This window comes from Paenibacillus sp. N22P23 (assembly GCF_059383735.1).
Genome location: NZ_JBXENT010000002.1, coordinates 604,261 through 629,033 on the forward strand (window position 1 = coordinate 604,261; position 24,773 = coordinate 629,033).

Annotated in this window: 18 protein-coding genes; 4 read left to right on the plus strand and 14 right to left on the minus strand. The window is 47.3% G+C overall.

The window, feature by feature from the left end:
- Positions 1-173 precede the first annotated feature (173 nt).
- Together AC506A_RS13340 and AC506A_RS13345 are read right to left on the minus strand one after the other, a co-directional pair.
- Positions 174-2,402, minus strand: coding sequence for a helix-turn-helix domain-containing protein (locus AC506A_RS13340; RefSeq protein ID WP_495461480.1), 2,229 nt, complete (start codon positions 2,400-2,402; stop codon positions 174-176).
- 174 nt (positions 2,403-2,576) lie between these two features.
- Positions 2,577-3,449, minus strand: a complete 873-nt coding sequence (locus tag AC506A_RS13345) for a helix-turn-helix domain-containing protein (protein ID WP_495461481.1) — start codon at positions 3,447-3,449, stop codon at positions 2,577-2,579.
- Between the two features lie 122 nt (positions 3,450-3,571).
- On the opposite strand from AC506A_RS13345, the gene AC506A_RS13350 reads away from it, so the two are divergent.
- Positions 3,572-4,393 carry a phytanoyl-CoA dioxygenase family protein gene (locus AC506A_RS13350; RefSeq protein ID WP_495461482.1) on the plus strand — a complete coding sequence of 274 codons (822 nt, stop codon included), beginning with the start codon at positions 3,572-3,574 and terminating at the stop codon, positions 4,391-4,393.
- Between the two features lie 117 nt (positions 4,394-4,510).
- Here the strand turns inward: AC506A_RS13350 and AC506A_RS13355 are convergent, their stop codons facing one another.
- From AC506A_RS13355 to AC506A_RS13410, 12 genes are all read right to left on the minus strand, one after another.
- Positions 4,511-5,965, minus strand: a complete 1,455-nt coding sequence (locus AC506A_RS13355; RefSeq protein ID WP_495461483.1) for a glycoside hydrolase family protein — start codon at positions 5,963-5,965, stop codon at positions 4,511-4,513.
- Positions 5,966-5,998: 33 nt separating this feature from the next.
- Positions 5,999-7,108 carry a glycoside hydrolase family 88 protein gene (locus AC506A_RS13360; RefSeq protein ID WP_495461484.1) on the minus strand — a complete coding sequence of 370 codons (1,110 nt, stop codon included), beginning with the start codon at positions 7,106-7,108 and terminating at the stop codon, positions 5,999-6,001.
- 15 nt (positions 7,109-7,123) lie between these two features.
- On the minus strand, positions 7,124-8,029 hold the full coding sequence (locus AC506A_RS13365) for an aldo/keto reductase (protein ID WP_495461485.1): 906 nt from the start codon (positions 8,027-8,029) through the stop codon (positions 7,124-7,126).
- Between the two features lie 21 nt (positions 8,030-8,050).
- Positions 8,051-9,907 (minus strand): heparinase II/III family protein, encoded by a 1,857-nt coding sequence (locus AC506A_RS13370; protein ID WP_495461486.1) that lies wholly within the window; start codon positions 9,905-9,907, stop codon positions 8,051-8,053.
- A 114-nt stretch (positions 9,908-10,021) separates the two neighbouring features.
- The gene (locus tag AC506A_RS13375) at positions 10,022-11,575 is read right to left on the minus strand and encodes an ABC transporter substrate-binding protein (protein ID WP_495461487.1); all 1,554 of its coding nucleotides are present in this window, start codon (positions 11,573-11,575) and stop codon (positions 10,022-10,024) included.
- Positions 11,576-11,655: 80 nt separating this feature from the next.
- Positions 11,656-12,552: a carbohydrate ABC transporter permease gene (locus AC506A_RS13380; protein ID WP_495461488.1), complete on the minus strand. Its 897-nt coding sequence runs from the start codon at positions 12,550-12,552 to the stop codon at positions 11,656-11,658.
- Positions 12,553-12,563: 11 nt separating this feature from the next.
- Positions 12,564-13,535, minus strand: coding sequence for an ABC transporter permease (locus AC506A_RS13385; RefSeq protein ID WP_495461489.1), 972 nt, complete (start codon positions 13,533-13,535; stop codon positions 12,564-12,566).
- Between the two features lie 186 nt (positions 13,536-13,721).
- A complete protein-coding gene (locus AC506A_RS13390; RefSeq protein ID WP_495461490.1) occupies positions 13,722-16,061 on the minus strand; it encodes a helix-turn-helix domain-containing protein in 2,340 nt (779 codons plus the stop codon).
- Between the two features lie 232 nt (positions 16,062-16,293).
- Positions 16,294-16,581 (minus strand): L-rhamnose mutarotase, encoded by a 288-nt coding sequence (locus AC506A_RS13395; protein ID WP_495461491.1) that lies wholly within the window; start codon positions 16,579-16,581, stop codon positions 16,294-16,296.
- Position 16,582: 1 nt separating this feature from the next.
- The gene (locus tag AC506A_RS13400) at positions 16,583-17,683 is read right to left on the minus strand and encodes an enolase C-terminal domain-like protein (RefSeq protein WP_495461492.1); all 1,101 of its coding nucleotides are present in this window, start codon (positions 17,681-17,683) and stop codon (positions 16,583-16,585) included.
- Between the two features lie 16 nt (positions 17,684-17,699).
- Positions 17,700-18,440 carry an SDR family NAD(P)-dependent oxidoreductase gene (locus AC506A_RS13405; protein WP_495461493.1) on the minus strand — a complete coding sequence of 247 codons (741 nt, stop codon included), beginning with the start codon at positions 18,438-18,440 and terminating at the stop codon, positions 17,700-17,702.
- Between the two features lie 191 nt (positions 18,441-18,631).
- On the minus strand, positions 18,632-20,884 hold the full coding sequence (locus AC506A_RS13410) for an AraC family transcriptional regulator (RefSeq protein WP_495461494.1): 2,253 nt from the start codon (positions 20,882-20,884) through the stop codon (positions 18,632-18,634).
- A gap of 236 nt (positions 20,885-21,120) precedes the next feature.
- Between AC506A_RS13410 and AC506A_RS13415 the strand changes: the two genes are divergently transcribed.
- From AC506A_RS13415 to AC506A_RS13425, 3 genes are all read left to right on the plus strand, one after another.
- Positions 21,121-22,038 (plus strand): ABC transporter permease, encoded by a 918-nt coding sequence (locus AC506A_RS13415; protein WP_495461495.1) that lies wholly within the window; start codon positions 21,121-21,123, stop codon positions 22,036-22,038.
- A gap of 27 nt (positions 22,039-22,065) precedes the next feature.
- On the plus strand, positions 22,066-22,947 hold the full coding sequence (locus AC506A_RS13420; RefSeq protein ID WP_495461496.1) for a carbohydrate ABC transporter permease: 882 nt from the start codon (positions 22,066-22,068) through the stop codon (positions 22,945-22,947).
- 67 nt (positions 22,948-23,014) lie between these two features.
- Positions 23,015-24,607 (plus strand): ABC transporter substrate-binding protein, encoded by a 1,593-nt coding sequence (locus AC506A_RS13425; RefSeq protein ID WP_495461497.1) that lies wholly within the window; start codon positions 23,015-23,017, stop codon positions 24,605-24,607.
- Positions 24,608-24,773 lie beyond the last annotated feature (166 nt).

Here is a 24,773-nt window from a genome sequence, read left to right on the forward strand (position 1 = left end):
TGCTGCAGCAGCGGTTTGATAGGCTCAGCATACGATCATTGCATAGACCCTGAAAACAATGAAAAATCGAAACCACACCGATTTCTGGATGAAAACCGTCTCTAAAAAATGGATCGTTCTTCGAAAAGTGGATTTTACTCATAAAAAAATCCCCTCTTAAGGGGATCAAGCGTTTACTTCATTTCAGTCTCTGAAGGCTTATTAATCATAGTTAGCCGGTACTCTGTAAGGGAGACGCCAAAATATTTCTTGAAAGACGTATAGAAATAATTTGACTTCTCGATGCCGCATTTCTCCAGGATGTCATTGATGGGGAGCGTTGTTGTCTCCAAATAGGTTTTAATTTGTTCCATCCGAATCATGGTGATATAGTCAGCGACAGATTTGCCTGTTACGTTTTTGAACCGCTTGCCAAGATGAATCGCTGAAACCGAGAGCTTCTCCGCCAAGCTGTTCAGCGAGAGGTTCATATCCGGATAATTGGTTTGAATGAGTCCGACAACATTGTGGATGATTTCATGCTTCTTTTTATCCTTATTTTCATCTTTTAGAAGAATGATCTCATCAATCATCTCGCAAAAGTTTTGTTCGATTTGCTCCAATGTCTCGAACGTCGATATGTGATTGAGGAATTCCAGCGTAACCCTATTGATCCGGGCGCTGCTATCGTCTTGATAACGCTGCAGAGAATTGTAGACTGAGAATGCCAGATATAGTGTAGATTTGATAATGTTGTCGTACGTCGTAAGCGCAATAGCATGCATGATGTCTCGATATATTTCCTTAGCCGTTTCTCCGCTGCCTAGTCTTAATGCATCAAGCAACTGCTTTTCTTTGGAAGCAGGGAGAAAATACGGGCCTTCGTCAATCTGCTCCAGAATTTCCGGCGAAATGAGGCTCTGATGGCCGTAGATCAACCGGTATTTGGAGAGATTTAACACTTCCTCATAAATAAGCTTCATCTGGTCGTAAGCGTTGATCCTATAACCAAGTGTCCCTGAAACGGATAAATGGACATATTGCTTGATACTGTCTTGTATTTCTGCGACGATCGAGCGAAATGCCTCGTAGATTCGTATTTCATCGATTTCCTGATCATTCAATTCAACAAGCACTGTAAGCTGATCGGAATCATGACTGATGATTTCGCATTCGTAGTGTGCAGACGTAATTTCTTTCGTAATGTTTTCGATGGAATACTTGAGCAGAACGCGGTCCTTCTCGCTATATTTGCTGACAAAGTCTTGATAAGCATCGATACGGAGAATAAACATAAACATTTTGTTTGTAAAGCAAACATCAAAATTCAGCGCTTTCGCCCTCGCGATTACTTTCTCGAGCGGGAGTGCGGCAGGAGCCGAAATCATATTTTTTAGAAATTCGTTTTTCAAGACGGCTGCACTGTCGCGTTTCTGAATCTCCAACATCGTTGTTTTATCCTGCAGCACGGTGAACGGCCGGTTAAGCTTTTTAGACGCGATAAACGCGAGAATGAGGCCTAGAACGAGAACCAGCAGACATAATACAAGCGTTATCCAGCCGTTTCGCTGCACACTGGAAAATACGTCGCTGTAAGGCGTTAAGCTGACAAACTTCCACTTCAATATAGATGAAGAAACATAGGAAACCACGTATTTCTTTCCACCAACTTTATCGAAGAACGTACCTGACGGCGCAGCGGAGCTTGCAATTTCTTTGGCATAGGACTTCATCGTGACCTGCTGTAAGAACATACTCGCCAATGGGTGGCTAACGATTGTGCCTTCCTCGTCAAAGACGAGAATATCACCGTCCTTGTTCGACTTCTCACTGCCTAGCGATGAAATCGTGAGCCGCAGCCAATCGGCATCGACATTCAGGACAATCGAGTTCGTCAGCTTCCCGGATTTGTCGCTGGTGTCATTGAGAATGTAGGTGTATACATTGTGATTATTGATTTTACGCGGGATCGGATACAGGGCCGGAGCTTTCTTGGCATGCGCCTCGTGTATCAGCTTCAGAGCCTCTTGGTCAGCGAATTGTGGCGTATCAAAAAAAGTACTCGGCGGCGAAGAAATGATCGTATCGATTTTGCTGTTATAGATGTAGGTCGAGTAAATGTAGGTGTTTGGAATCGTTAACGAGTCCAGCGTTCGTATCGCATTGCCCGTGATAATGATATCCAGTGCGTTGCTGTTTGCAAACGCAATGATGTAATTGTTAAGTGAGAGCGATTGGCCAAACTTCTTCACCATATTATCCATGTACACGGAGCTATAACTGATTTTGGAAAGCACTTCCACATTCGATTCCTTCAATAGTGCCATGGACGAGCTTTTGTAATTATAGAATAGAACAGATGTAAGTATGACGATTAACGAGGTTATGCAAACGACAAAGGACAACAGTAGTTTTTTGAACAAGAGGAATCATCCTTATCGGGAGTTTGATACGGCTAGTTTTGTAAGTCGCAGAGTTGATCTAATTATAGTTATTGAGAGTATCCCTGTATAATATATAAACCGTTATATCATATAGATTCAAAGCTATGAACTGAGCCTATCAAATGGCAGCTGACTCCTACCATTCTGCCTACTTCAGAGTGATGTCTTCTCCGTCTGCGAGATTTGCCAGATACGCTGCCGGTAAACCGTAGGGCTGACGCCGAAGTGGACGGTAAATAGCCGGCTAAAGTAATAGGCGGATTCAAACCCCACATCAAAAGCGATTTCGTTAATTCGGAGCGATGATAATTCCAACATCCTGGCTGCTTTTGCGAGCCTCATCTTGTTCAGTCTTACGGTAAGCGTATCACCGGTTTGCTCCTTCATCAGATGACTGAAGCGGGATTCTGACAAGCCTGCCATTGCGGCAAGGTCAGAGAGTCGGTGCTTTCGGTTAAGATGCTCGGACAAATAACGAATAACGATATTAATCCGTTCGTCAATGATGTGTTCGTTCTCTTGCTCACTAATGTAGTGATAGAGCAGCACCAGAATTTCCGCGAGCGCAAGCTTTGCAAGTTCCCGATTTACCGGCGCCCTCATTGAAGAATCACGGATCAGCCGAAAGAAGGTTTGCTCTATTCTGCCCCGCAGTTCCTCACCGCGAAGATGGAGATAGATTAGCCTTTCTCCGGTTCGCGGCAACTCCAGCCATCGCAGCCAATCCGGCAACGGTACAAAATGCGTCCACAAGATGTCCCATTCGCCGGTTTCATTGGAAGCATAGTGATGCGGCACACCCGGTGACAGGATAACGACATCCCCCCGCCCGCAGACGTGCACCTCCCGATCCACCCTAAAGGAACCGCTTCCATTAATCGTGTAGACGATGAGCCAGTCCCGGGTCCCCCTAGAACGATGTCCCTGGAAGCCAAATGGCCGGCGAAAGTGATCAGCGAGCAACACGCCAACCTCTGGTGATTCCGTTTCCGTATCGAAACGAAACAAATGCTCATTCAATGACACTTCGCCACCCTCCTTAAGACAGCAGAATCGTATATCATTTTAGCAAGCGCATTCATTCCTATTGTATACCGAGTATTTTATGCTGAATATGACCAAATCACAATGAGAAAGGATGTCTTGGTATGCAAGCTGAATTTCATTCCAACTATCTTACATTGGATCAAAGAAGACAATTTAGTGAAGAGGGCTACTTGATCATCCGAGGATTGTTCAATAGCGAGGATGTGCAGGCAATCCGTGAAACGTTCATGGACATACAGGCAAAAGGTGCTCTCCCTGGCTATTTTGAACCTGCGTCACACGAAGAGGCGAACGGCGATCCTCTGCTGTTATATCCACGGATCCTCTATCCACATCGAATTCTAGAACTGGCAAAAAAATATATGCTCGACCCGCGCATCATCGATATCATCGCCGAAATGTTAGGAGAAGAGCCGCTCGCTGCCCAAAGCATGTTCTACTTCAAACCGCCAGGCTCACGGGGCCAGGCGCTGCACCAAGATAACTATTATTTGCGCGTGGAGCCGGGTACCTGCATCGCCGCGTGGACCGCGATCGACACATGCGACCAGGGAAATGGCGGACTTGTCGTGGTACCGCAAACGCAGAGCCTCGATATCCAATGCCCACACGAAGCAGACCCTTCCGTGTCTTTTTTCCGTGACGAGGTCGATCTGCCCAAAGGCAGCCGCGTCGTCCCAGCGAACATGGAAGCAGGCGATGTGCTGTTCTTCAACGGGAGTACCATTCACGGTTCCTATCCCAATCATTCCGCAGACCGATTCCGCCGTTCTTTCATATGCCACTATATAGGCGAATCTACACTTCGGCTTGGCCATCATATCCATGATAATCTCCATAACCGGTATGGTGAGATGGTCGTCGTGCAGAAGAATGAAAGCCCCGGACCCTGCGGAATCGAATTCCATGGTACGCCTCATTAGCAGAACGTTACCCCGTCTAAAATTACCATATCATGAGACGAACAGTGCCCCCGAATTGATGGGGGCATTCGACTTTTAGTGGAAGCATCTAGACGCCGTAGATATGGCTAGTCACCGTTACTTCCATATCCCCAAATAGGGAATGTCCGCCGCAATAGACAGCTGCAGATCCTTTTCCATAAACCCGCCGGGCATCAAATAGATGCCTTCATCTGTATTCATGAACGCAGGACGCGGTCCAAACGCGAACTGCGCAGGCAGCGTTCGTTCCCCGCCAACCCAGCTCATATCGCGTCCGAAACGCGCTTCATCTTTCCGTCCAAGAAGCTGATAGATGTCCCTCCCAAAATAATCAGTAATGGTCCACTGTTGATCCCGCTCCATCCACATACAGCCATTGCCGAGCAGCACAGATGTAAGGCTTCCCGCCTCTTCGTCGAAGAGCTCGCTCCAGAATTGATCGTCTGCTCCGTGACGCGCTGCCAGATATAGCAGATCGTGCGTATGCCAGGCCGTCGAAGGTGCGACATCCGCTTCATTGTTCCATCCCGTTGCGGAAGCGAAGAAGCCTCTCGGATTCTGATAAGCGGCATACGTAAGGTCGCTTCCTGCCAGATACTCACTGAGCTCGGAATCCGGCACATGGCGGATATATTGATCCACGCCGTATAAGGTCATTCCCATTCCGGCGATCAGCATGGGTTCATCCAGCTTCATCCATTGACTCCCCGAATGGTACCAGACGCGGTGCATCCTTAGCTGTCCCTTGCTGTCACGCCAAACGCTTCGGGCAACATGGCGGCATAGATTACCTGCATGCGTTAAGTAACGTTCGTCCCCAAACAACTCGTAAGCCAATACGAGCGGGCCGATCAATAAGCCGTAATATTCACCGGGTTCCGTGCTGGTTTTGTCTTTATCGTAACGGTAGGAGGCCTCGCATTCCATATCCGGCAATCCACGGAAGTGAAACTGTCCGATCATATAGTCCAACTGCTTACGAAGGGCTTCTCGCCTATCTTCATCACCGCCAAATGCTTGTAGATGCAGCAGCTTCCCCCAAATTCGAGCATATTCTTGGTTGCTGATGGCTCTACCTTCTTTGTACATAATGCCGAATGGATAAATGCTGTCTATCGCTTCGAAATTGCGCTCCATAGCCGAGCGAATCTCTGCTACTACCTCATCGCTTAAATAACTTTCCCCGTATTTCAGTGTTAGTCCAAGAGAAACGTTCGTTATTCCGTTATGGATTAATCCGAATTTGGCCGTATCACCAATCTGAAATCCGATATGAGCATACTGCCCATCTTCTTGAAAACTGGTCGTCTGGAATCGAATGAGCTGCAGCAGCTGATTCTCTAAGGAGATATCTCGCCTCTCTTTGATCAGCATCGATAGGGCAGCCAGCAGCGGGCTGCCCCATGTACTGTGACCACTCGTGAAATCTCCCCAGCGATACGGGTTTGAACCCCATACAGAATGATTATGAAAGCCATGTATCGCACCGCTCGGCTGAACCCATGATAGCAGCCAATTAGCCAGTTTCCCTGCATGTGGACGTTGATTCATCAACTGTTGCTCCTTCACTACCCGTTATTGTTCTTACCAGAAGGTACCTTGCACGCCTCGCAGCTTGCAGACCGCTTCAGCGAAGAAATAATCTCCATAAATCATCGGAACATTGACATGCGTATTCTTCGGGCGATTAGCCGTCCCCAGCCTCAGAATCGCTTCCTCATTCGGATCGCTCCACGTCGCGCACCTGTCGTTCAGCTTGCGAATCAGCCGCTCTGCAGCGCTGCGGTACAGCTCCGATTCCGCCGCCGGCACAAGAAGGCTCAGCTCCAGCATACCGCTGGCCGCGCATGCCGCTGCACTGGAATCCATCGCCATGTCTGCTTCCCAAGGCGCGCGGAAATCCCACGGCGGCAGTCCGTCTTCCGGCATATTCGCGAGAAAGAAATGAGCGGCGCGTTTAGCCACATCGATATAGCGTTCATCGCCCGTATAACGAGCGCTCAGCGCCATCCCATATAAGGACCAAGCCGTACCGCGCGACCATGCCGAATCCGGCGAATAGCCTTGACCGCCAAGCGCTTCAATCCACTCTCCCGTCTCCGGATCGAAGCACACGATATGGTGCGTTGACCCGTCAGGACGAAGAAACTCACGCAGCGTCGTATCCGCGTGTAAGACAGCAGCATGACGGAAACGTGGATCGTTCGACTCCTCGCTTGCCCAATAGAGCAGCGGAAGGTTCATCATACAGTCGATAATCGCCCAGCCAACTCGCTCCGGTTGGTTCCATGCGCGGATAAACTGTCCTTTCGCGTTATACCGTCCGAGCAGATGGCTTGCGGCAGTCATGGCACGTCTCTTGGAAAGCTCGCTGCCAAGAAGCTTGTACTGTGCGACCGATGACAGACTCCACATAAAACCCACGTCATGATGCAGCGGGTAAAAGTCCAGCAGAACGGCGTCCATTTTCGCTTCGATCTCGGATGCGACGTCTTTCAGCGATTCATCCTTCGTCTCACGGTAAACCATCCATAGCAGACCCGGCCAGAAGCCGTTCGTCCACCAATCTGCTTCCTCGTGATTATACTTGCCGTTGTAGGAGATATAAGGAAACCCGGCTCCGATCGACTTACTCGTACGGCTGACTTTGTCAACAATCTGATTCCATACATCATCTGCCCACTGATTTGTCATTTTTGAATGTCTCCTTTACCAAGCTAGTGGTTGACCCGGGAACAATGCCAGCAGTCGCTCCAAATCCCCCGGAGGCAGATTAACGCCATCACAATACCCTGCATTAAGGGCGAGCGAGCGCAGCGAGGTGGTCCCAGTCAAGGTTACCGCTATATCCGGACTCGCCAGGCTAAACCGCATGGCAGGCTCAATCAACCCTTTGTGCTCCGTCTTCCGAAGAAAAGCAATCTCCCTGATCCTCTGCTCAGCTTCTTCTAAGAGCTGCGCTCTATGTAACATGAATGGCGCCGGAGCATCTGCAAGAAGCCCCATACCGAGCACGCTCCCGTTTATAACGGATACCCCGTGCTTGCGGGCAGCCGGCAGCAGCTCATCCATTGCCGTATAATCGATGAGCATGTAACGGGAAAATGTTTGTACGGAATCGATAGCACCAGACCGAATAAAAGGCAGCAGTAAAGAAGGATCATGAGCATTGACCCCGATCGCCCGAACCTTGCCTTGCTCCTTCAGCTTCAGAAACGCGGGAATCGTTTCGTTCATTCCAATTTCCATGTTCGAAGGATCGAGTTCATGCATTTGGATCAAATCGACGTAATCCGTTCCGAGCCGCTTCAGGCTGTCTTCAACCGATTGCATCACATTGTCGTAGGAATACGGCACTCCGCGCATGACGGCTTTCGTGGCGAGGACAACATTTTCCCTTCTCCCCTGCAGCGCCTTGCCAATTCGCCGTTCGCTCTCTCCTCTGCCATATAGCGGAGCCGTATCGATAAAGTTGATGCCGAGCTCTAGCGCTCGGTCGATCAACTCAATCACTTGCTCATCTGTGACTGGACCAAAATCACCTCCAAGAGGAGCGCCTCCAAGACCGAGCTTTGAGACCCGAATGCTGCTTTTTCCAAATGTCGTATACTCCACAATCTACACACTTCCTACTCATTAGGATTTGATCTCGAACCGGAAATCGCATTCGAAGCTTGCGCTTAACGTTCTCCGGGTCAGCAGCAACCGATAAAACCGCTTCTCGTCTCCATAATGCGAGACGGATCGTTGCTCCTCTACTTCCATATCCCAATCGTTCGGGTCGTAAGCCAATTCCACGCCGCCGATTGTAATTCTGCCGCCACCCGCCTGCTCCGGCATTACACCACAGATGAATACCTCTTGATAGGACGCGGGCGTTTCATGGAACTCGGCTTTATCCGTAAGGATGAGCTGAGGGCTTTCATTCGCCGGACGGCGCCACTCGAATTCGCGCGTTAGACGTTTCAAGGAAGGACATTCGTACGCTTCCGTAAGATCGAGCACGAACAACACTTCGTCTTCCGTCGCCTCGCTATTCAGCAACAGTGCTTTGTATTTTCTGCCGAAGCTTTGCGTGCAACCATCGACGATTGGCACGGAATGTCCATGCGAGCCTGCTTGAATGGTTTGATAGCGAAGTTCGGGTTCAAAATACTGCCTCGTATATACACCGATCCCGATATCGGCCAGTACGGTCGTTCCATCGACATGAAGGATAAAGTGTCCCAAATCGTTATGGTTGTGGGGTTCTTCGTTATATCCGCCTTTAGCTGCGAACGCAGCTAAACGTCCATCCGGTTGCCGAACCTTCGAAATTACCCATTGGTTCCCGGTGAAAATACGCTCCTGAACCCGAGCTTGAAGATCGGGTTCTTTCACGTCCCCGTTAGCCTGATCCAAGGACCAAAGCATATGCCTCGCCGCACCGGTCCATAACGCCTGAATATTGCTCATCCGATATTGCTCAGGAGGCAGACTAAGGGATGGAAAATACCGCCGCAAGCGATGAATCAGTCCGGTATGGAAGCGAACGTCTTCGAAAGCATCGGAGAAATTCAGAACCTTACCGTTCGAGAATAGGCAAAACTGCGGGAATTGTGAAACACGCTCGATTTTCGGTTCATCCAGCAATGTAATTCGTCCGCCGGTACGTTCTCTGAGCAATTCGGCGAAAAAGACGAGATGAGAGAAGCCGAACTGCCAATATACCGGACCTTCCGGCGTTGCTCCCTGCTCGTCGAAGCCAGAGAGGTATTGGCGCAATACGCCGATAACTCGCCACAGCATGCCGGCCAGCTTTTCGCTGTCCTCGGTCATGTAAATCGCCGCGGCCCCGATGCTGGAAGCGCAAACTGCCGGCCAGTTGTTCGTTTTCAGCTCCCAGTTTTGCGGTACGGGGTCATTGAAATAAACCTGGAAAATGCGGCGCTCGATCTCCGCCTTCGCGCGGACGACGACCCAAGGGTGCAAACGGTCGCCCAGTCGGTGAATGACTTCTGCCAGTGCGAGTCCGGCCGTCGCCGAGTCAAGATCGACAGTTTCGCGTGGAGGAACTGGCTGATCCCAGATCCCATTCGGATATTCATTGACGTACAGACCAACATGCGCCGGCAGTACCCACGTATATTCATTGCAGATCGACCAGATCGCGTTCTCTAGTCCTTTCGTCCATTCCGGCCGATCGTTCGTCATGGAAAGCAACCCGAATACATGGAGTCCCGCAAACAATCGGTTCCGCTGATCCTGGTACTTGCTTCTGTCTCCCGTATTCCCGAATAAGGTGAAATCGGAAAACGGCGGAGGCACTGCCGGGGATTCCAGCAGCTGTGCAGCCTGATCCTCCAGCCCTCCCCAGAAGGCCGCGTATTGCTTGTCTTGCCGGACTTGCTTCCACCGTTCAGGCGATGCTGATTCGGCAAATAATGGATTAGCCTCCGAGCGTGATTGCTCCAAAGCAAGCTTTAATTGGCGAAGCGTTAATGTGCTTAACATGAACTCAGCTCCCTTTGTTTGAATTGCCGTGGGACAAGACATCTTCCGTTAGGTGTACGTTATGCAGAAGGACCGAGCAGAATGCCTGCTCAGTCTCGTTTTGCACGACCGTTTTTATTTCGATGCTAACCATGCATCCAGCTGTTTTTGAACTTCGGCAACAATTTTATCGGCGCCTGCTTCTTTCAGCTTCGCTTGGAATTCTGCCAACTTCGTGCTCGGATCGATCGTACCTGTATTTAGGCCGGGACCGTATTCTCCGACGACTGCTGTAACGGCTGCGGTTTCAGCAGAAACCGCTTGTGGATCAAAGTTAAAGCCCATGAGCGGAGACGGTGTTGCTGTTTCATTGTCCTTCTTAACTTGATCGAGAATTTCCACCGTTTTGCCCGGCGTCAGATAGGCGTTGAACGTGTTACCGAGCACCCATCCAGGAGCGCTGTATCCGGAATCCGCGATTGGTGTTGCGACATTGTCTGCGCCAAGCGTGTAGTTCTTGTCTTTAACGCCATTTACCAGAAGGTTGTAGAGATCTTTGTCCGTGTTGATTAAGTTGATGAACATCATGGCGCGTTCCGGATTTTTCGATGTCTTGCTGATCGCTTGCATCGTCGTAATGATTGTTCCCGTCGATGCGTAGGTATCTGACGTGTAAGCCAAGACGACATCGCCCAGTCTTCCCGGTGCTTTCTCGGCGGCATACACATCCGCGCTCAGTACGTTGTGAAATTGCGATACGGCATTGCCGGTTTTGACCACATCAGCCGAGTTCTTAATCGTAGCCGCATCTTCACTGATGATGCCTTTCGTATACCATCTGTGAGCGAGGTCCAGATAGGCTTTGTATTCCGAAGTATCATATAAATTGACGACTTTGTTCGTTCCATCCAACTTGATCGCGCCGAGTGCACCCCAGAATTCATAATTACCGGTGTTGTGCAGGTAGCCGGATGCAAATCCGCGTAGATCGATGGCAAACGGAACTTTACCTGGCTCGCTTTTCTTAACCGTTTCCAGGAACGGTTCCATATCTTCGAAATTCTTGATCGTGCTCGGATCGAACTTATATTTATCGGCAATGGACTTCACGACCTTGAAGCCGTCACGGTTCGTGACCGTCTGGTAGTTGGGAACACCATAGACTTTACCGCCGACTTTCGTTGCGTCCCATACGAATCCGGGCATGCTCTTCTGAAGGTCCGGATATTTAGAAATCAGATCGTCAAGCGGAATGAACGCGCCTTTCGCTACGTTGTCCCCATAAGGGAAGAGCCAGTTGGATGTCCAAATAATATCGGACTCTTCACCGGACGATACGACGACGTTCATTTTGGCTGCATAGTCGCCGAATGCTTGCGGCTTCATATGAATCGTTGCGTTGATCTTCTCTTGCGTGATCTTGTTAACGGCTTCTTCAACTGTCTTCAGATCTGCAGGGATAGCCGGAAGCGGATAATACCAAGTCAAATCTACCGGCTTCAGCTCATCTTGAGCCGGATCGGCTGCTGTTGTGTTCGCGTTCGTGTCTGTGGTTGAGGCTGACGAATTCGCCGCAGCGTTAGTGGTTCCCGAGTTGGCGTTCTCGTTACCGTTGTTGCTTCCGCATGCTGCCAAGAAGATAGCCGATGTCATAAGTACCACACTAAGCTTTGCAACTTGCTTTTTCATCTGTACATGACCTCCCAATATTTGTAGGTATTGCTTATGATAATCGAACCGGCGGAGCTACCGCCGCTTCGGTCTATCCGTTACCCTTTCACCGAGCCGATCGTGAGCCCTTTAACGAAATATTTCTGGAAGAAAGGGAAGACGATCAACATCGGACCTGCGACTAGAATCGTTAGCGCCATCCGTGTCGAAAGACTCGGGAACTCGGTCAAATCGATATTGACGCTCGATTGCATCATGCCATTGGTAAGAAACTCAATTGTATTTAGAACCCGATACAGCAGAAGCTGCAGCGGAACTAGATTGGGATTATCGATGAATAGCAGACCTAACCACCAATCATTCCAGTACATGAAACAGATGAACAGACCTACCGTAGCCAGCGCGGGCTTCGACAAAGGCAATACGATCCTGAAGAAGGTTCTCCATTCGCCGGAGCCGTCAATTTTGGCGGATTCAATGATCTCCATCGGAATCTGATCCAGAAACCCTTTCATGACGAGCGTATAGAACGGACTAACTAAATAGGGAACGATGAGCGCCCAAATCATATCCTTCAGATGGAGGTATTGCGTCATCAGGATATAGAAGGGGACGAGTCCACCGCTGAACAACATGGTGACAACGACATATCTCGTTGTGAAGCCCCGATAGGCATAATCCTTGCGGGACATCGTATAGGCAAGCAAGCTCGTCATCAATAACGCGATTATCGCCCCGACAACCGTGACGGTAATCGTAACCCCGTAAGCGTTAATGAGCTGCTTCGGTGCGTGAAAGATGAGTTTGTAAGCCTGAAAGCTGAATTCCTTTGGAATTAATCGATATCCGTCCAAAAGCAGCGACTTCTCTTTGCTGATCGATATGGATACCAGGAGTAACAATGGAACTACGATACTTAACGAGATGAGAATAAATAAGCCGTGTACGATGAGATCGTATAGTCCAATTTTCTTACGGAAACTTGCTTGTCGCATTCCACTGCCTCCTACCAAAGCGAATTGTCGCGATTAATTTTGCGTATGATGGAGTTGGCTGTAAGCACGAGGACAAATCCAACCACCGATTGATATAAGCCGATTGCGGTCGACGTTCCGATATCTCCCATAACTCTTAGAGACTTGTAAACATAAGTATCGATCACGTCCGTAACCGGATAGAGAAAGCTGGAGTCGTTCGGTACGAAATAGAACAATCCGAAATCTGCCCTGAAGATGTTCCCGATCCCGACGATAACCAGAATCACGATAAGCGGAGCAAGCAATGGCAGCGTTATGCGAGTCAGCATCTGTCGACGGGAAGCGCCATCAATTCTAGCGGCTTCGTAATAAGAGGGATCAATTCCTATAATGCCGGCGTAATAAACCAAGGTAGAGAACCCGACTGTTTTCCATAATTGCGCGGCGATCAAGATGAAAGGCCAGTATTTCGCCTCCATATACCACTTAATCGGCTCTTGACCCATGGAGATAAGCGTATGATTCACGAATCCGTTCTTATGGTCGAGAAACCCTAAGACGATATATCCGATGACGACCCAGGAGATAAAATAAGGAAGAAAGAGGATCGTTTGATAAACCTTCACCCATCGGCCCATCAACTCGTTCAATAGAACGGCGAGAAGAATGGCAATCACCATCGTTAATATAATGAAGGCACCGTTATACAGGATGGTATTGCGAGTGATTCTCCAAGCATTATCCGATTGGAAGAAAAACTCGAAGTTGTTGAAGCCTGACCAATCGCTGCCCCAGATCCCCTTATCAATTCGAAATTGTTTAAAGGCAACGATTAGACCGAGCAGAGGTAAATAAGAAAAGATGAGTTTAAACAAAACGCCTGGCAGCGACATGCTCAGCAAAGGTAAGTTTTTCTTAAAGGTCTTCCATTTTCGCTGTTCTTTTTTCTTTTGAACCGTGTTCGTGATTGTTGTTTCTTCTGTTGCAACCGTTGCATCCATGTGTTCACCTTCCGTCCTAAGCTGTGTTCTCTTCGTGAATTCAACTTACCATCGCGCATGCTTTTTAACGATTGTAGAATCTGCAAAGTACTGTAATCCGGTACTGTACAATATCGAAAACACTGTAATCGCTCCGATATCACCTTGGTTTCATGCCGATTTCGGTTCAAAAAAGAAGACCCCTCGTCACCTCGAGGAGTCTTGATCTTGACTCGGTCTGTCTCCGAGCACCGCCTTTATTCGGTATTCTCTAGGCGTTACTCCGTATTTCTTCTTAAATAACCGGAAGAAGTAGCTCTGGTTCCCGAAACCGACTGTCAGCATGATTTCGTTAACGGAACGGTCGTCGGCTTCAAGGAGCATCTTCGCCCTTTCCAATCTCATTTCGTGTACGTATTCATGGAAGGCAAGTCCTGTCTTCTCCTTGAATATTTTGTTCGTCTGCGCAACCGAGAGACGAAGGGTATCCGCGACGTAAGTGATACTCAGGTTCTGATCCGCGAGCTGGTTGAAGACGATTTCGATGATCGTTTCTGCTAGAAGGGCATTCGTCTGGGACTGCTTGTCCTGCTGCCGCATCGCATTCGTCTCATTCAACAGGCTTCCGAGCACGCGAATCGTTTCCTGAAGCGTTTCCTGCTCAAGCACGGCGTCGTAAAACCGCTTCGCGTCCAGTGAGATTTGCGTGACACTGTTCATGTTGATCTCATGGATCGTGTTCACCACGACAGATACGACATGGAGGATTGCATGGACGATATGATGGTAAGGCATTCTGGAAATCACGCATTCGATTTCCGCCAAATGACCTTCGATTCCATGCGTATCATTTGCCTTCAGGCTGTCCGCCAACTTTTTCTCCAGCTCGGTCAAAGGCTCAAGGTGTACGGTTTCCAGCCGATCGGCAATCATTTCGTACGTAATCAAGGCGCCTTTGCCAAAAACGAAGCGATAATTCGCGTAATCCTGCGCCAACGTGTAAGCTGCGGTCAGTTTTTCTGGCATGACGGCTTCCCGATTTAAGCCAGCCGTCATCGAGAGGCGATAATACCGCATCATCACGCCCTGTATTTCGCGCACCCTTTGCTGCAAGTTCTCGTACCAATCGTCTTCGTTCACGCGGACAACAATGACGATCTGTTCACCGCGCATATCGGCAACGGCGTTCGCGAAGAAGTCACTCACTATTTCTTGGGCGATATTGGAGGCGGCGAACAGCAGCAGGCCCTGCTCTACGTTTGACTTGAAAACACGGAAATCGTCGACTTTGAGCACAGCAACCGCAAAACGTTCATCTGTTTCAAGGGAGGAATTCTTGAACAGGCGGGATAGCTCATCCTGCTTCAAACCGGCGCTGTCCAGAAGCCATTTGCGCAAATAGAAGGCTTTCATGTTGTGCTCCCGGCTCTCCTGCGCGCTGCGCAGCTGCAGCAAGCTGTGCAAAGTCGACGAGTAGCGGTGACGGATGATATCAAATTCGTCTTTGGATTGGATCTGCGCAGGGTCGTTACCAGACAAATCGTTCAGCATAGATTCGACGGGCTTGTACAATCGGCGGGCGACCCAGATGGATACGGAGATCGATAACCCAATGAAAAATAGTAAAAAGGCGAAAAACAAAAACTTCAATTTCGTCGTGCCCTGGTATACGGTATCGTAGTCCTGCACGCTGGCAATATACCAGTCGTTGGGTTGGGAGCTGACGAAAGTAACGATCGATTTCTTACCGCCGATATTCTCGATAAAATAGTCGTTATTAAACTCCTTTTCCTTGCCAGATCGTGCAATGGTTTTCAGCAATTTAGAGCTATCTGCCGACGGTCCCGAGGAGCTCTGTTCAATAATCCCCTTGTCATCGAAAACGATCAAATCACTCGTATAATTCGAATCGACCCTGTGGATGTTGTTTAAGTTATCTGACAGCCATTCCGGCTTGATGCTCAGGATCAGAATGCTCGGCTTCTTCTGACCTGGCAGTGTTTCATACAAAAAATACAAAAAGCGTTCGATTCGACCATTCGCTTCGTCTCCGAACTTTATTGGAATCATTTTCGATTTCGGAGGAAGGAACGCATTCTCGCCCAAGTAGGAGGAGATGATTCCTCCCGATCCGTCGTTTTTGCAGTTGCTCGTATAATTCGTGGAAAAATAACAGTCCAGGTTCGGATTGTAGACGGTCAGCGACTCCAAGATCGGGGACGAAGTCAAGATTTGATTCAGCTTCCTTAGTTTATTCGACAGTTCGAGCCAATTAATGCTGTTCGTATTAGCCAAATAGACGGTTTCGGAATCGAAAAATGCGTTGCTGGCAATTTGTTTCATGACCTGCTTCATATAGTCAACGTTATATTGGATTTGATTCAGTACCTTTAGGTTTGCTTCATTTTGAACAGTCAGCATCGTTTTCTGGGAGTTATAGTAAACGGCTCCGGAAGACACCACGATGAATAGGACCGAGAGCAACGTAATGCTGAGCAGGATCCGCCTTAGATAGGTTCGCTCCGAAAAAAAAGTAAATGGTTTCACAAGCGTCATCTCCTCCGACTTCACCCGAACATAGTAAGCGCTATCATTCTATCCAATTCCAATGGAATCTCAGATTTTAATTATTATAGTGCTTAAGAATAATAATGTATAATACACAAACCGTCATATGATATAGTCTCAAAGCTATCAATACAGAAAACTCCGAATGCACACTTCATCACTCGGAGATTCTGTAATACATCCATCGTGTCAATCAATGTAGTCCTTGATATCAAATAGTTGCGGCACAGGGCTCCCATGGGTGAACAAAACAGCCGCTTGTCAGCTTCTGCCACTCTTCTTCAGCAGCAATATCGCGCTGCCGGTTCGGTACTTGCTTGCTTTCGTCATGCTCCATATAGATGACAAGACTATTGCCGGATCGATAGATCCGCACCTCGGTATATCCATCCTCGATCAACTGCTTAACGATAGCCCCGGGAATATGATGATGAAACCGTTCGTATTCCTCGATTTTGTGCTCGTGCAAGGTAGTCATTAACAATCGAGATGTCTTCATATCAGAAATCCAGTACGGAGAACGACGCGTAAGCTTCCTTCTCAATCCGTTCAATATCAACATGATGCGAAATGCCCGGTTTCTTCGAAACGTGAACATAACCGTCCTTATCTACTTCCGGATTATCATTGAGTGGATTATCCCAGACGAAAGCTTCATAGAAGGACGTGTTGCGGAACGCAGCGATCAAATGCATGCATAGATCTCCGCCGCCATGTACTTCTGCCCGAAGATTGAACGATTCCGCCATATGCGCGATCTTCATCGCTCCGGTAATACCGCCCTTGAGACCTGCGCTGATTCGAACCATATCGCCTTTTCCGAAATGAACGAAATCCGCAGAATTATAGAAGCTTCCCGGCGATGTCTCCGCGACGAGCAGCGGCACCCTCAGCTTATCGGCCAGCTTGCGATAGGCATAAATGCTGTATTCGCGCATCGGCTCCTCATACCAGTAATAATTCGCTTCCTCGAGCGCTTTACCTAGATAAAAGGCATCATGGAAGTCAAAACCGGCAGACCCGTCGTACATGAGATGAACATCGTTGCCGACTCTCGCTCTCAGCGCTTGGCAAAGCTCGGCATCCCGCTTCGCATCTCCCCAAGCATGAAGCTTGATTCCCTTGTACCCTCTCTCGATACACTGATCTGCTATATCCATAAATTCTTCAAGCGTATTGTAGGTAGCCGTGCTGGCATAGGCGAGCGCCTTCTCGCGGAAGCCGCCAATCATCTGATACAGCGGGATCTGTGCCTTCTTGGAAGCAATGTCCCATAGCGCAACGTCAACCAAGCCGAAGAATGGGAGCGGAAAATAATCCAAGCGATCAATCTCCCATATTTTATGGTAGAGAAGTTCCTTCTGAAGCGGATCTGCACCGATCAGGAGATCTTTAAAATACTTCTTCGCGATTACAGCCAAATAATCTGCATTGCTGTAAGAGGCGTAGCCTTCAATGCCTTCGTCCGTAATAATCCGGAGAAGTGCATTGCTCGTGTTATTACCATATACATCAGGCCCGGCCAACCCGTCTCTCCATTTGAACTTCCTGTTGTCCCTCTCCTGTTTTCTCAAATAGATCTTGGCATCAATGATTCTCATCGTTATCACTCCTCGATTAAAGTTGGCTTCCTCCATCTGCAACAAGGCAGGTGCCGGTCAAGACGGATGCTTCTGATCTAAGCAGCAGTGCAACGACCCCCGCAATTTGCGCAGGTGTCTGGACTAGTCCTAGGCGGATCTTCTCTTCGAGCTGCTGCAGGCTTTCTTCAGAAATACCTTCCCTATAAAGCGGCGTATCGACTGCAGCCGGCGCGATCGCGTTCACTCGAATTCGATCCGGCCGCCACTCCTTAGCCAAGACGCGGGTCAAATAATTAACGCCCGCCTTCGTCACGCCATATACGGTGTTGTTCGTGGACAGCAGCTGCTCCCCCATAATAGAAGAAATATTTACGACTGCTCCGGCGCTTTCCTTCAGCAATTGGTGAGCCCCGCGACAGAACAAGTAAACCCCTTTGAGATTCACATCCATTACGAAATCCCACAGCACCGGGGCAGTATCTACCAATGCCTTTCTACTATTCGTTGCCGCATTATTAATGAGAACATCCAATCGCCCATACCGCTGGCGCCATTCCCGGAATAGCGTCTCGATCGCCTGCTCATCTGTCACATCTAAGACCTGCTTATATACACGACGGGCGGATGTGGATGTAATCAACTCTGCTACTTCATCTATTAGTTCCGCGTTTCGGTCTGCTAATACGACGTCATAGCCCTCTTTAGAAAGTCGCAGCGCAATCCCTCTGCCAATTCCTGCTGCAGCGCCGGTCACTAAGGCTACTTTATTGGTCATGCGGATCCTCCTATAAAACTGACTTAAGTCCAATATAAGCAACCCATACTTGGAGTACCATTTCTGAAAGCATAAATAAGTTCGTATTTCGGTAAAAGGCATAGTTCTCAATTCATACATTTGTACGCAAATCCATTTTCCGAGTATAAAAAAAGCCTGAGATGCGAACATACCGCATCTCAAGCTCCTATTTACTGACCTGCCCTGGCATTGCTTCGATATTGGTTCGGCGTAATGCCGTATGCCTTTTTGAATAAGCTGAAAAAGTGGCTCTTACTCAAAAACCCGGCCTTCTCCATAATGTCATTAATGGTTTCCTCAGATGTAGCAATCCGTTCGCTCGCATACGCAAGCCGGATAGTATTGATCAGATCATTAACGGAAATCAATTGGTGTTTCTTGAACAATTTCCTTAAATATTCGGGATTTAAATTCACTTTCTCTGCAAGCGTATCTAAGGACAAGGCAGGATTAGCGAACTCCTTATGGATGATGTTCACGACATCTTCCAGCAGCTTCACGTACTTGTTGTCTTTCTTGGATTCCAGCTCCATCGCCAGATTATCAAACAGCTTGTAATAATCGGCAAGAATTTGATCCAGCGTTTCAACCTTCTGAATGTCGGCAAAGTACTTATTGAAATTAAAATTCACTTTAATGGCATTGTTTACTTCTACGACCTCGATCGCATATCGGATCGTGATCATCAATTGAATGATGACGGAATTAAGGATGGTGTAGCTGTACTTGGAAGCAAGCTGAATGATTGCTGCCAATATTTCCTTCGCTTCATCCGACTGACCCGTAATTAATGCATCCGTCAGACGTTTATCTAGGTTAGACGGATACTTAAACTCATCCGAATGCACCACTAAATTCTCATTCGAGATGATCGACTTATGGCCGTATAGGAATCTGTAATACGACAAATCAACCGTCTTCAAATAATGGAAGTTCATATTCGCTAACGTTTCAAATGGCTCGCTGATGGTACAGGAAGTGGAAATCGCCAAGTACTTCTCTGTCTGTAGTTGTATTTCTCGAATCATCGTGAGCAATTCCTCATTAACAGCCGGCGCTTTCCTCCCGCTATCATTCATCAGCACGACTAGATGGTCTTCATCCATATCGATGCACTCATGCTTAAAGCTCCCTGAAAGCAGCTCCGAAACGATGTTAACCATTCCGAATTTCAGCAGTTTACGGTCGGAGTTGCTGAATTTGGAACGAAACTGGGCGAAATGATCGATTCTAATGAGAATAAGCGCATATCGATCGAGAGGCTCAAGATCGATCTTATACTTGATAAACTGCGGACACATCGATTCAACGGCGATAAGATCACCTGTATGGACCAATTTACGCAGAAACTCTTGTTTCTTGTAATAGAAATCGTTCTTCTTCTCCGCTTCAAGCGCGTTGTAGTTATGAATAACGGATTTAATTGGGGCATATAACCTTCTCGCAAAATAAAACGATAGAATGATGCTTCCAAAAACAAACCCAAATACAAATAAATACGTCTTATGTTTCTTCTTCTCGATATCTTTAATAATGTCATGATAAGGTGTAATGCTAATCAGCTTCCAACCAAACTCTTCCGTTGCTGCGTATGTAATGAAGGAGTCCTCGCCATCCACACTCATCCTCATGCTTCCGCTTTTTTCCTTCGAAGCTCCAATCCTCTGGATATAGTCGTTACCGTTTAAATTGCTTTGCAAAGGATGCTGCTTATCGTCGGAGAGCAAGTTCCCTTCACGATCCACGATGAAGATTCGATTGCTGCTTCCGAGATCGGATGCGCTGATGCTTTTCTTAATCGCCTCTTCCGATATGTTAAGAATAATAGCCTCACTTGCTTTCTCCTTGCTAACCGGAGATTCGAAGAATAAATACGTGTAAACGTTTACAGTTTTGCTTGCATTTGAAACCACGCCGGACAATACATTCGGGATTTGCCTTAATACCATGCTATTGGGTTTATAACGCTTCGTATTATTCAAGATGGGGAAAATGCCTTGATCCAAGAAATTAGTTCGGTCAAAAGCAAAACCCTCGCTTGGACTTGCATAAATTTGATTGCCATTATAAATATAAACGGACTGCAGAAACGGATAAGTGAATTTATAAGCACGCAGTTTATCTTCGTAAAGAATGTAATCCGATTCATTGGCCTTGGAATAGAGCATGTTTTTAATGTCTCTGTCGAAGAACGCAGTGACTGTGAGCGCTTTGGCCGATCGAGCCAGCTCATTTACATTCCGGCTTGTATGGTTCAAGTCGGTTTTTTGCTGATTGTACACGAGCTCCAGCACGTAATTCTCAAAATATCGGCTTAGAAACGAGGATTGCAGAAGCAGCAGCAAGACCGTACTCAATAAGAACGGCAGCAGAATGGATAAAAACAATTGATAGGGGTTCTTCAGGATGAACTTTTTAAACATGCTGAGCAGCTCCTTCTACACGCAGAGTAACACACCAAATCGGAATTGATCAATTTCAAAGAGACAGAAATTCGGTTTTCCGCACAAATATCCGTTTTTAGAACCGCTACAACATAGGTTACGAGCACTTTTCTCGACTATCCGAAATTGTACTCCCGTCATGTGAGCCATAAGATTAGAACATCAACAGCCAAACATCCGGTTACTTAAATAATGGCAGAAGGAGCGTCTGTTTCATGGCAAATAGAGCAATAAAGTCCAAACAGTATAAGAAGCAAATACACATCAGTCTACTGGCACTGCCTGCAATCCTGCTCATCTTCCTCTTCTCCTATCTACCAATAGGCGGCGTTTTCTTAGCTTTCAAAGAAATCAATTATGAGCAAGGCATATTCGGAAGCCCATGGGTCGGCTTCAAAAACTTCAGTTTCTTCTTTACGTCCAGCGATGCATGGCTCGTGATGAGAAACACGCTAGGCTACAACTTAGTCTTTATTGCAATCGGAACGTTCTTCTCTGTCGTATTCGCGATTCTATTGAATGAAGTGCTCAGCAGAAGAATTCTGAAGGCGTATCAGACGATTTTCTTCTTCCCCTATTTCTTCTCTTGGATCATCGTTTCCTACATGGTCTACTCGTTCATTGGGCCCTACGGTATTCTCACTTCCTGGCTCGAACGGGCAGGAACCCCCTTTGATTTCTACACAGAAACATGGATCTGGCCGTTCTTCTTGACGGGCATTAACATCTGGAAAGGCCTTGGTTATATCAGCATCATTTTCTATGCGGGCATACTTGGCATTTCGCAAGAGTATTTTGAAGCCGCTTCCATTGACGGCGCTTCGAAATTTCAAATGGTTCGCAGAATCACCATCCCTTTAATCATGCCGCTCATTACAATTATGACCTTGCTTTCTATCGGTCGAATCTTCTATGCCGATTTCGGACTTTTCTTCTTTGTACCTAGGGAAATTGGCAGCTTGTTTCCTGTCACACAAGTTATAGACACTTATGTATATCGCATGTTGAAGGTTTCCGGCGATATGGGGATGTCTTCGGCAGTAGGCCTCTTTCAATCCGTAATGGGCTTTATCGTTGTGCTGCTCAGTAATTACGTTGTCAAGAAAATGAACGATGAGAACAAATTATTCTAGACCAAGATCAGATCATGAGGTGAACCTATGCTGGCCAGAAAAATCGTTCCTCAACTTTTCATTCACACCCTATTCATCCTGTTCTCTCTCGCTTGCATTATTCCGCTACTATCCGTCATCTCTGTCTCAATCAGCAAAGAAGCAGATATTCTGGAATTCGGATACAGCCTGCTGCCGCGACATATCGATTTCACGGCCTACGCTTACGTTTTATATAATCCGATTCAACTACTGACCGCTTTCAAAAATTCATTCCTAATCAGTGTAATAGGCACCGTAGCAGGCGTGCTGATTATGGCAGGCGTCGCCTATGCGATGTCGCGCGAAGATTACAAATTCAAAAATCCACTCAGCTTCTATGTTTTCTTCACCATGCTCTTCAACGGCGGTCTGGTCCCTACCTACATCGTCATTACCAATTATCTGCATTTAAAAAACACACTGTGGGTGTTGATTCTACCTGCTCTTGCCGCTCCTTGGTTCATCTTGATCTTGCGATCCTTCATGCAGAAGATTCCTTTCAACATTATTGAATCTTGCATGATTGACGGAGCAAGTGAGTTTAGAATCTTCTTCCAGATTGTTCTTCCGCTTGCAAAGCCCGGACTTGCCACCATTGCACTATTCACCTTGCTTCACTATTGGAACGATTGGTGGCTTAGTCTTCTCTATATCGATAATGACAAGCTCGTTCCGCTGCAGTACATGCTTTACCGCATGATGACCACGATCGAATTCCTAACCAATTCGACGAACCAGCTGCCTCCGGATCTGGTCAATCAGGTTCCGCCTTCCGAATCCGCTCGAATGGCAATGGCCATACTTGCTGCCGGTCCTATGCTCGTCGTATTCCCCTTCTTCCAGAAATACTTCGTCAGAGGCCTTACGGTCGGAGCGGTAAAAGGATAGCTTAAACATGGATCATATCCATTTTAAGAATATAAAAAACTAGCAAATACAAAAGGGAGGATTCACCATGTTTAAAAGAATTGCATCTTCCAAGAAAAGCACAGTTGTTACAAGCGTGCTTCTCGCATCCACGCTGCTGTTTACGGCATGTGGCAGCAACTCAGGCAACAATACCGCGAACAACACGGCGGCTAATAACGCGAAGAACAATGCAGCTGCAACAAACGGGGCAGACACTTCTGCTGAAAACACTGCTGCAGAGAATACGCCTGCAGAATTGCCTGAAGCTAAGCTGACCTGGTACTTCCCAGGCGCCTTCCCGCAGCCTGAACAAGATGCCGTATTTGCTGAAGTGAATAAAGTATTGAAAGAGAAAATTAACGCAACCGTTGATTTCAAGCCGCTTGCATTCGGTGAATACGATCAGAAGATGAAAGTAGTCATTGCATCCGGTGAAGAATTCGACTTGGCTTACACAGCGAACTGGATTAATAACTATACGCAGAACGTTGCTAAAGGCGCTTATTTGCCACTTGATGACTTGCTTACGAAATATGCACCGAATTCATACGCTTCCGTCCCAAGCACGTTCTGGGAAGCAACGAAAGTAAACGGCAAAATCTACGGATTTATCAACCAACAAATTTCCGCAAGAACGCCGGATACAATCGTTACGAAAGCATTGGCGGAGAAATACAATCTTGATACAAATGCACTTAAAGGAACGTTAAACCCAACAGGCTTGCGTGCACTAGAGCCGTTCCTAGAGGCTGTACACAAAGACGAGCCAGAGCGGGCGTTCATTACTAGCTTGGTTCAATACAACGAAGCTACGAACTATGAAGCGATTGCAGGCTTTGCCGTTCCTGGCGTTGTCGCTTATGACGATGACAATCTCAAAGTCGTCAATCAGTTCGAAACACCGGAAGTGAAAGAGTTCGCCGCTATCATGAGAGAATGGAATGCGAAAGGCTACTTGAATTCGAAAGAACGGATTTCGAAGAAAACGGATACGAACAATGACTATAAAAAAATCTCTATTACAATGGGTGGAGCTTATAAGCCAGGCGTAGAAGTGGTCATGACAGCGGCAGCCGGCGAGCCAACGATCGACTTCCCTGCTGGGACTGCTCATCTATCTACTGGCGGTATCATTGCTACTATGCATGCAATCAGCAGAACGTCGAAGAATCCGGAAAGAGCCATGATGGTACTTGAGCTTCTGAACACGGATAAAGACCTGTACAACCTCTTGAACTTCGGTATTAAAGGTAAACACTATGACCTTGATGCAGACGGCTTCAAAATCCCAGGTCCGGAAATTAAAAGCTATAACCCGAATGTGCCTTGGATGTTTGCAACCAACTACTTGGCTTATGTGGACAAAGGAATGCCTGCAACGGTATGGGAAGATACGAAGAAAGTGAACAACGAAGCTGTTCCATCCAAATTGCTCGGCTTCTCCTTCGATGGTGAACCCGTTAAAGCTGAAATCGCCAAATCAAGCGCAGTCTTTGATGAGTACGCAAGATCGATTGATCTTGGTATTGCTACTGAAGAGAAATACAATGAGTTTGTAGCGAAGCTGAAAGATGCAGGCTCCGATAAAATCATTGCCGAGATGCAAAAGCAAATCGACGCTTGGAAAGCTTCGAAATAATCACGTTAACAAAAGAGTTGAGCAGGTATCCCTGCTCAACTCTTTTGTGCTATTACGACCATGGATGGATTATTAAAAGCTAGTCTCAGACTGATCTTATTATATGGATTCAGACTAGTAATGTATAATACATAAACCGTCATATGATATAGCTCCAACACTATTA

Bases quoted from the DNA above. Each gene is read 5' to 3' on its own strand.
- AC506A_RS13350 (WP_495461482.1), top strand. From the start codon at position 3,572: ATGCAAGCTGAATTTCATTCCAACTATCTTACATTGGATCAAAGAAGA.
- AC506A_RS13355 (WP_495461483.1), bottom strand. From the start codon at position 5,965: ATGAATCAACGTCCACATGCAGGGAAACTGGCTAATTGGCTGCTATCA.
- AC506A_RS13360 (WP_495461484.1), bottom strand. From the start codon at position 7,108: ATGACAAATCAGTGGGCAGATGATGTATGGAATCAGATTGTTGACAAA.
- AC506A_RS13370 (WP_495461486.1), bottom strand. From the start codon at position 9,907: ATGTTAAGCACATTAACGCTTCGCCAATTAAAGCTTGCTTTGGAGCAA.
- AC506A_RS13375 (WP_495461487.1), bottom strand. From the start codon at position 11,575: ATGAAAAAGCAAGTTGCAAAGCTTAGTGTGGTACTTATGACATCGGCT.
- AC506A_RS13380 (WP_495461488.1), bottom strand. From the start codon at position 12,552: ATGCGACAAGCAAGTTTCCGTAAGAAAATTGGACTATACGATCTCATC.
- AC506A_RS13385 (WP_495461489.1), bottom strand. From the start codon at position 13,535: ATGGATGCAACGGTTGCAACAGAAGAAACAACAATCACGAACACGGTT.
- AC506A_RS13395 (WP_495461491.1), bottom strand. From the start codon at position 16,581: ATGAAGACATCTCGATTGTTAATGACTACCTTGCACGAGCACAAAATC.
- AC506A_RS13400 (WP_495461492.1), bottom strand. From the start codon at position 17,683: ATGAGAATCATTGATGCCAAGATCTATTTGAGAAAACAGGAGAGGGAC.
- AC506A_RS13405 (WP_495461493.1), bottom strand. From the start codon at position 18,440: ATGACCAATAAAGTAGCCTTAGTGACCGGCGCTGCAGCAGGAATTGGC.
- AC506A_RS13410 (WP_495461494.1), bottom strand. From the start codon at position 20,884: ATGTTTAAAAAGTTCATCCTGAAGAACCCCTATCAATTGTTTTTATCC.
- AC506A_RS13415 (WP_495461495.1), top strand. From the start codon at position 21,121: ATGGCAAATAGAGCAATAAAGTCCAAACAGTATAAGAAGCAAATACAC.
- AC506A_RS13420 (WP_495461496.1), top strand. From the start codon at position 22,066: ATGCTGGCCAGAAAAATCGTTCCTCAACTTTTCATTCACACCCTATTC.
- AC506A_RS13425 (WP_495461497.1), top strand. From the start codon at position 23,015: ATGTTTAAAAGAATTGCATCTTCCAAGAAAAGCACAGTTGTTACAAGC.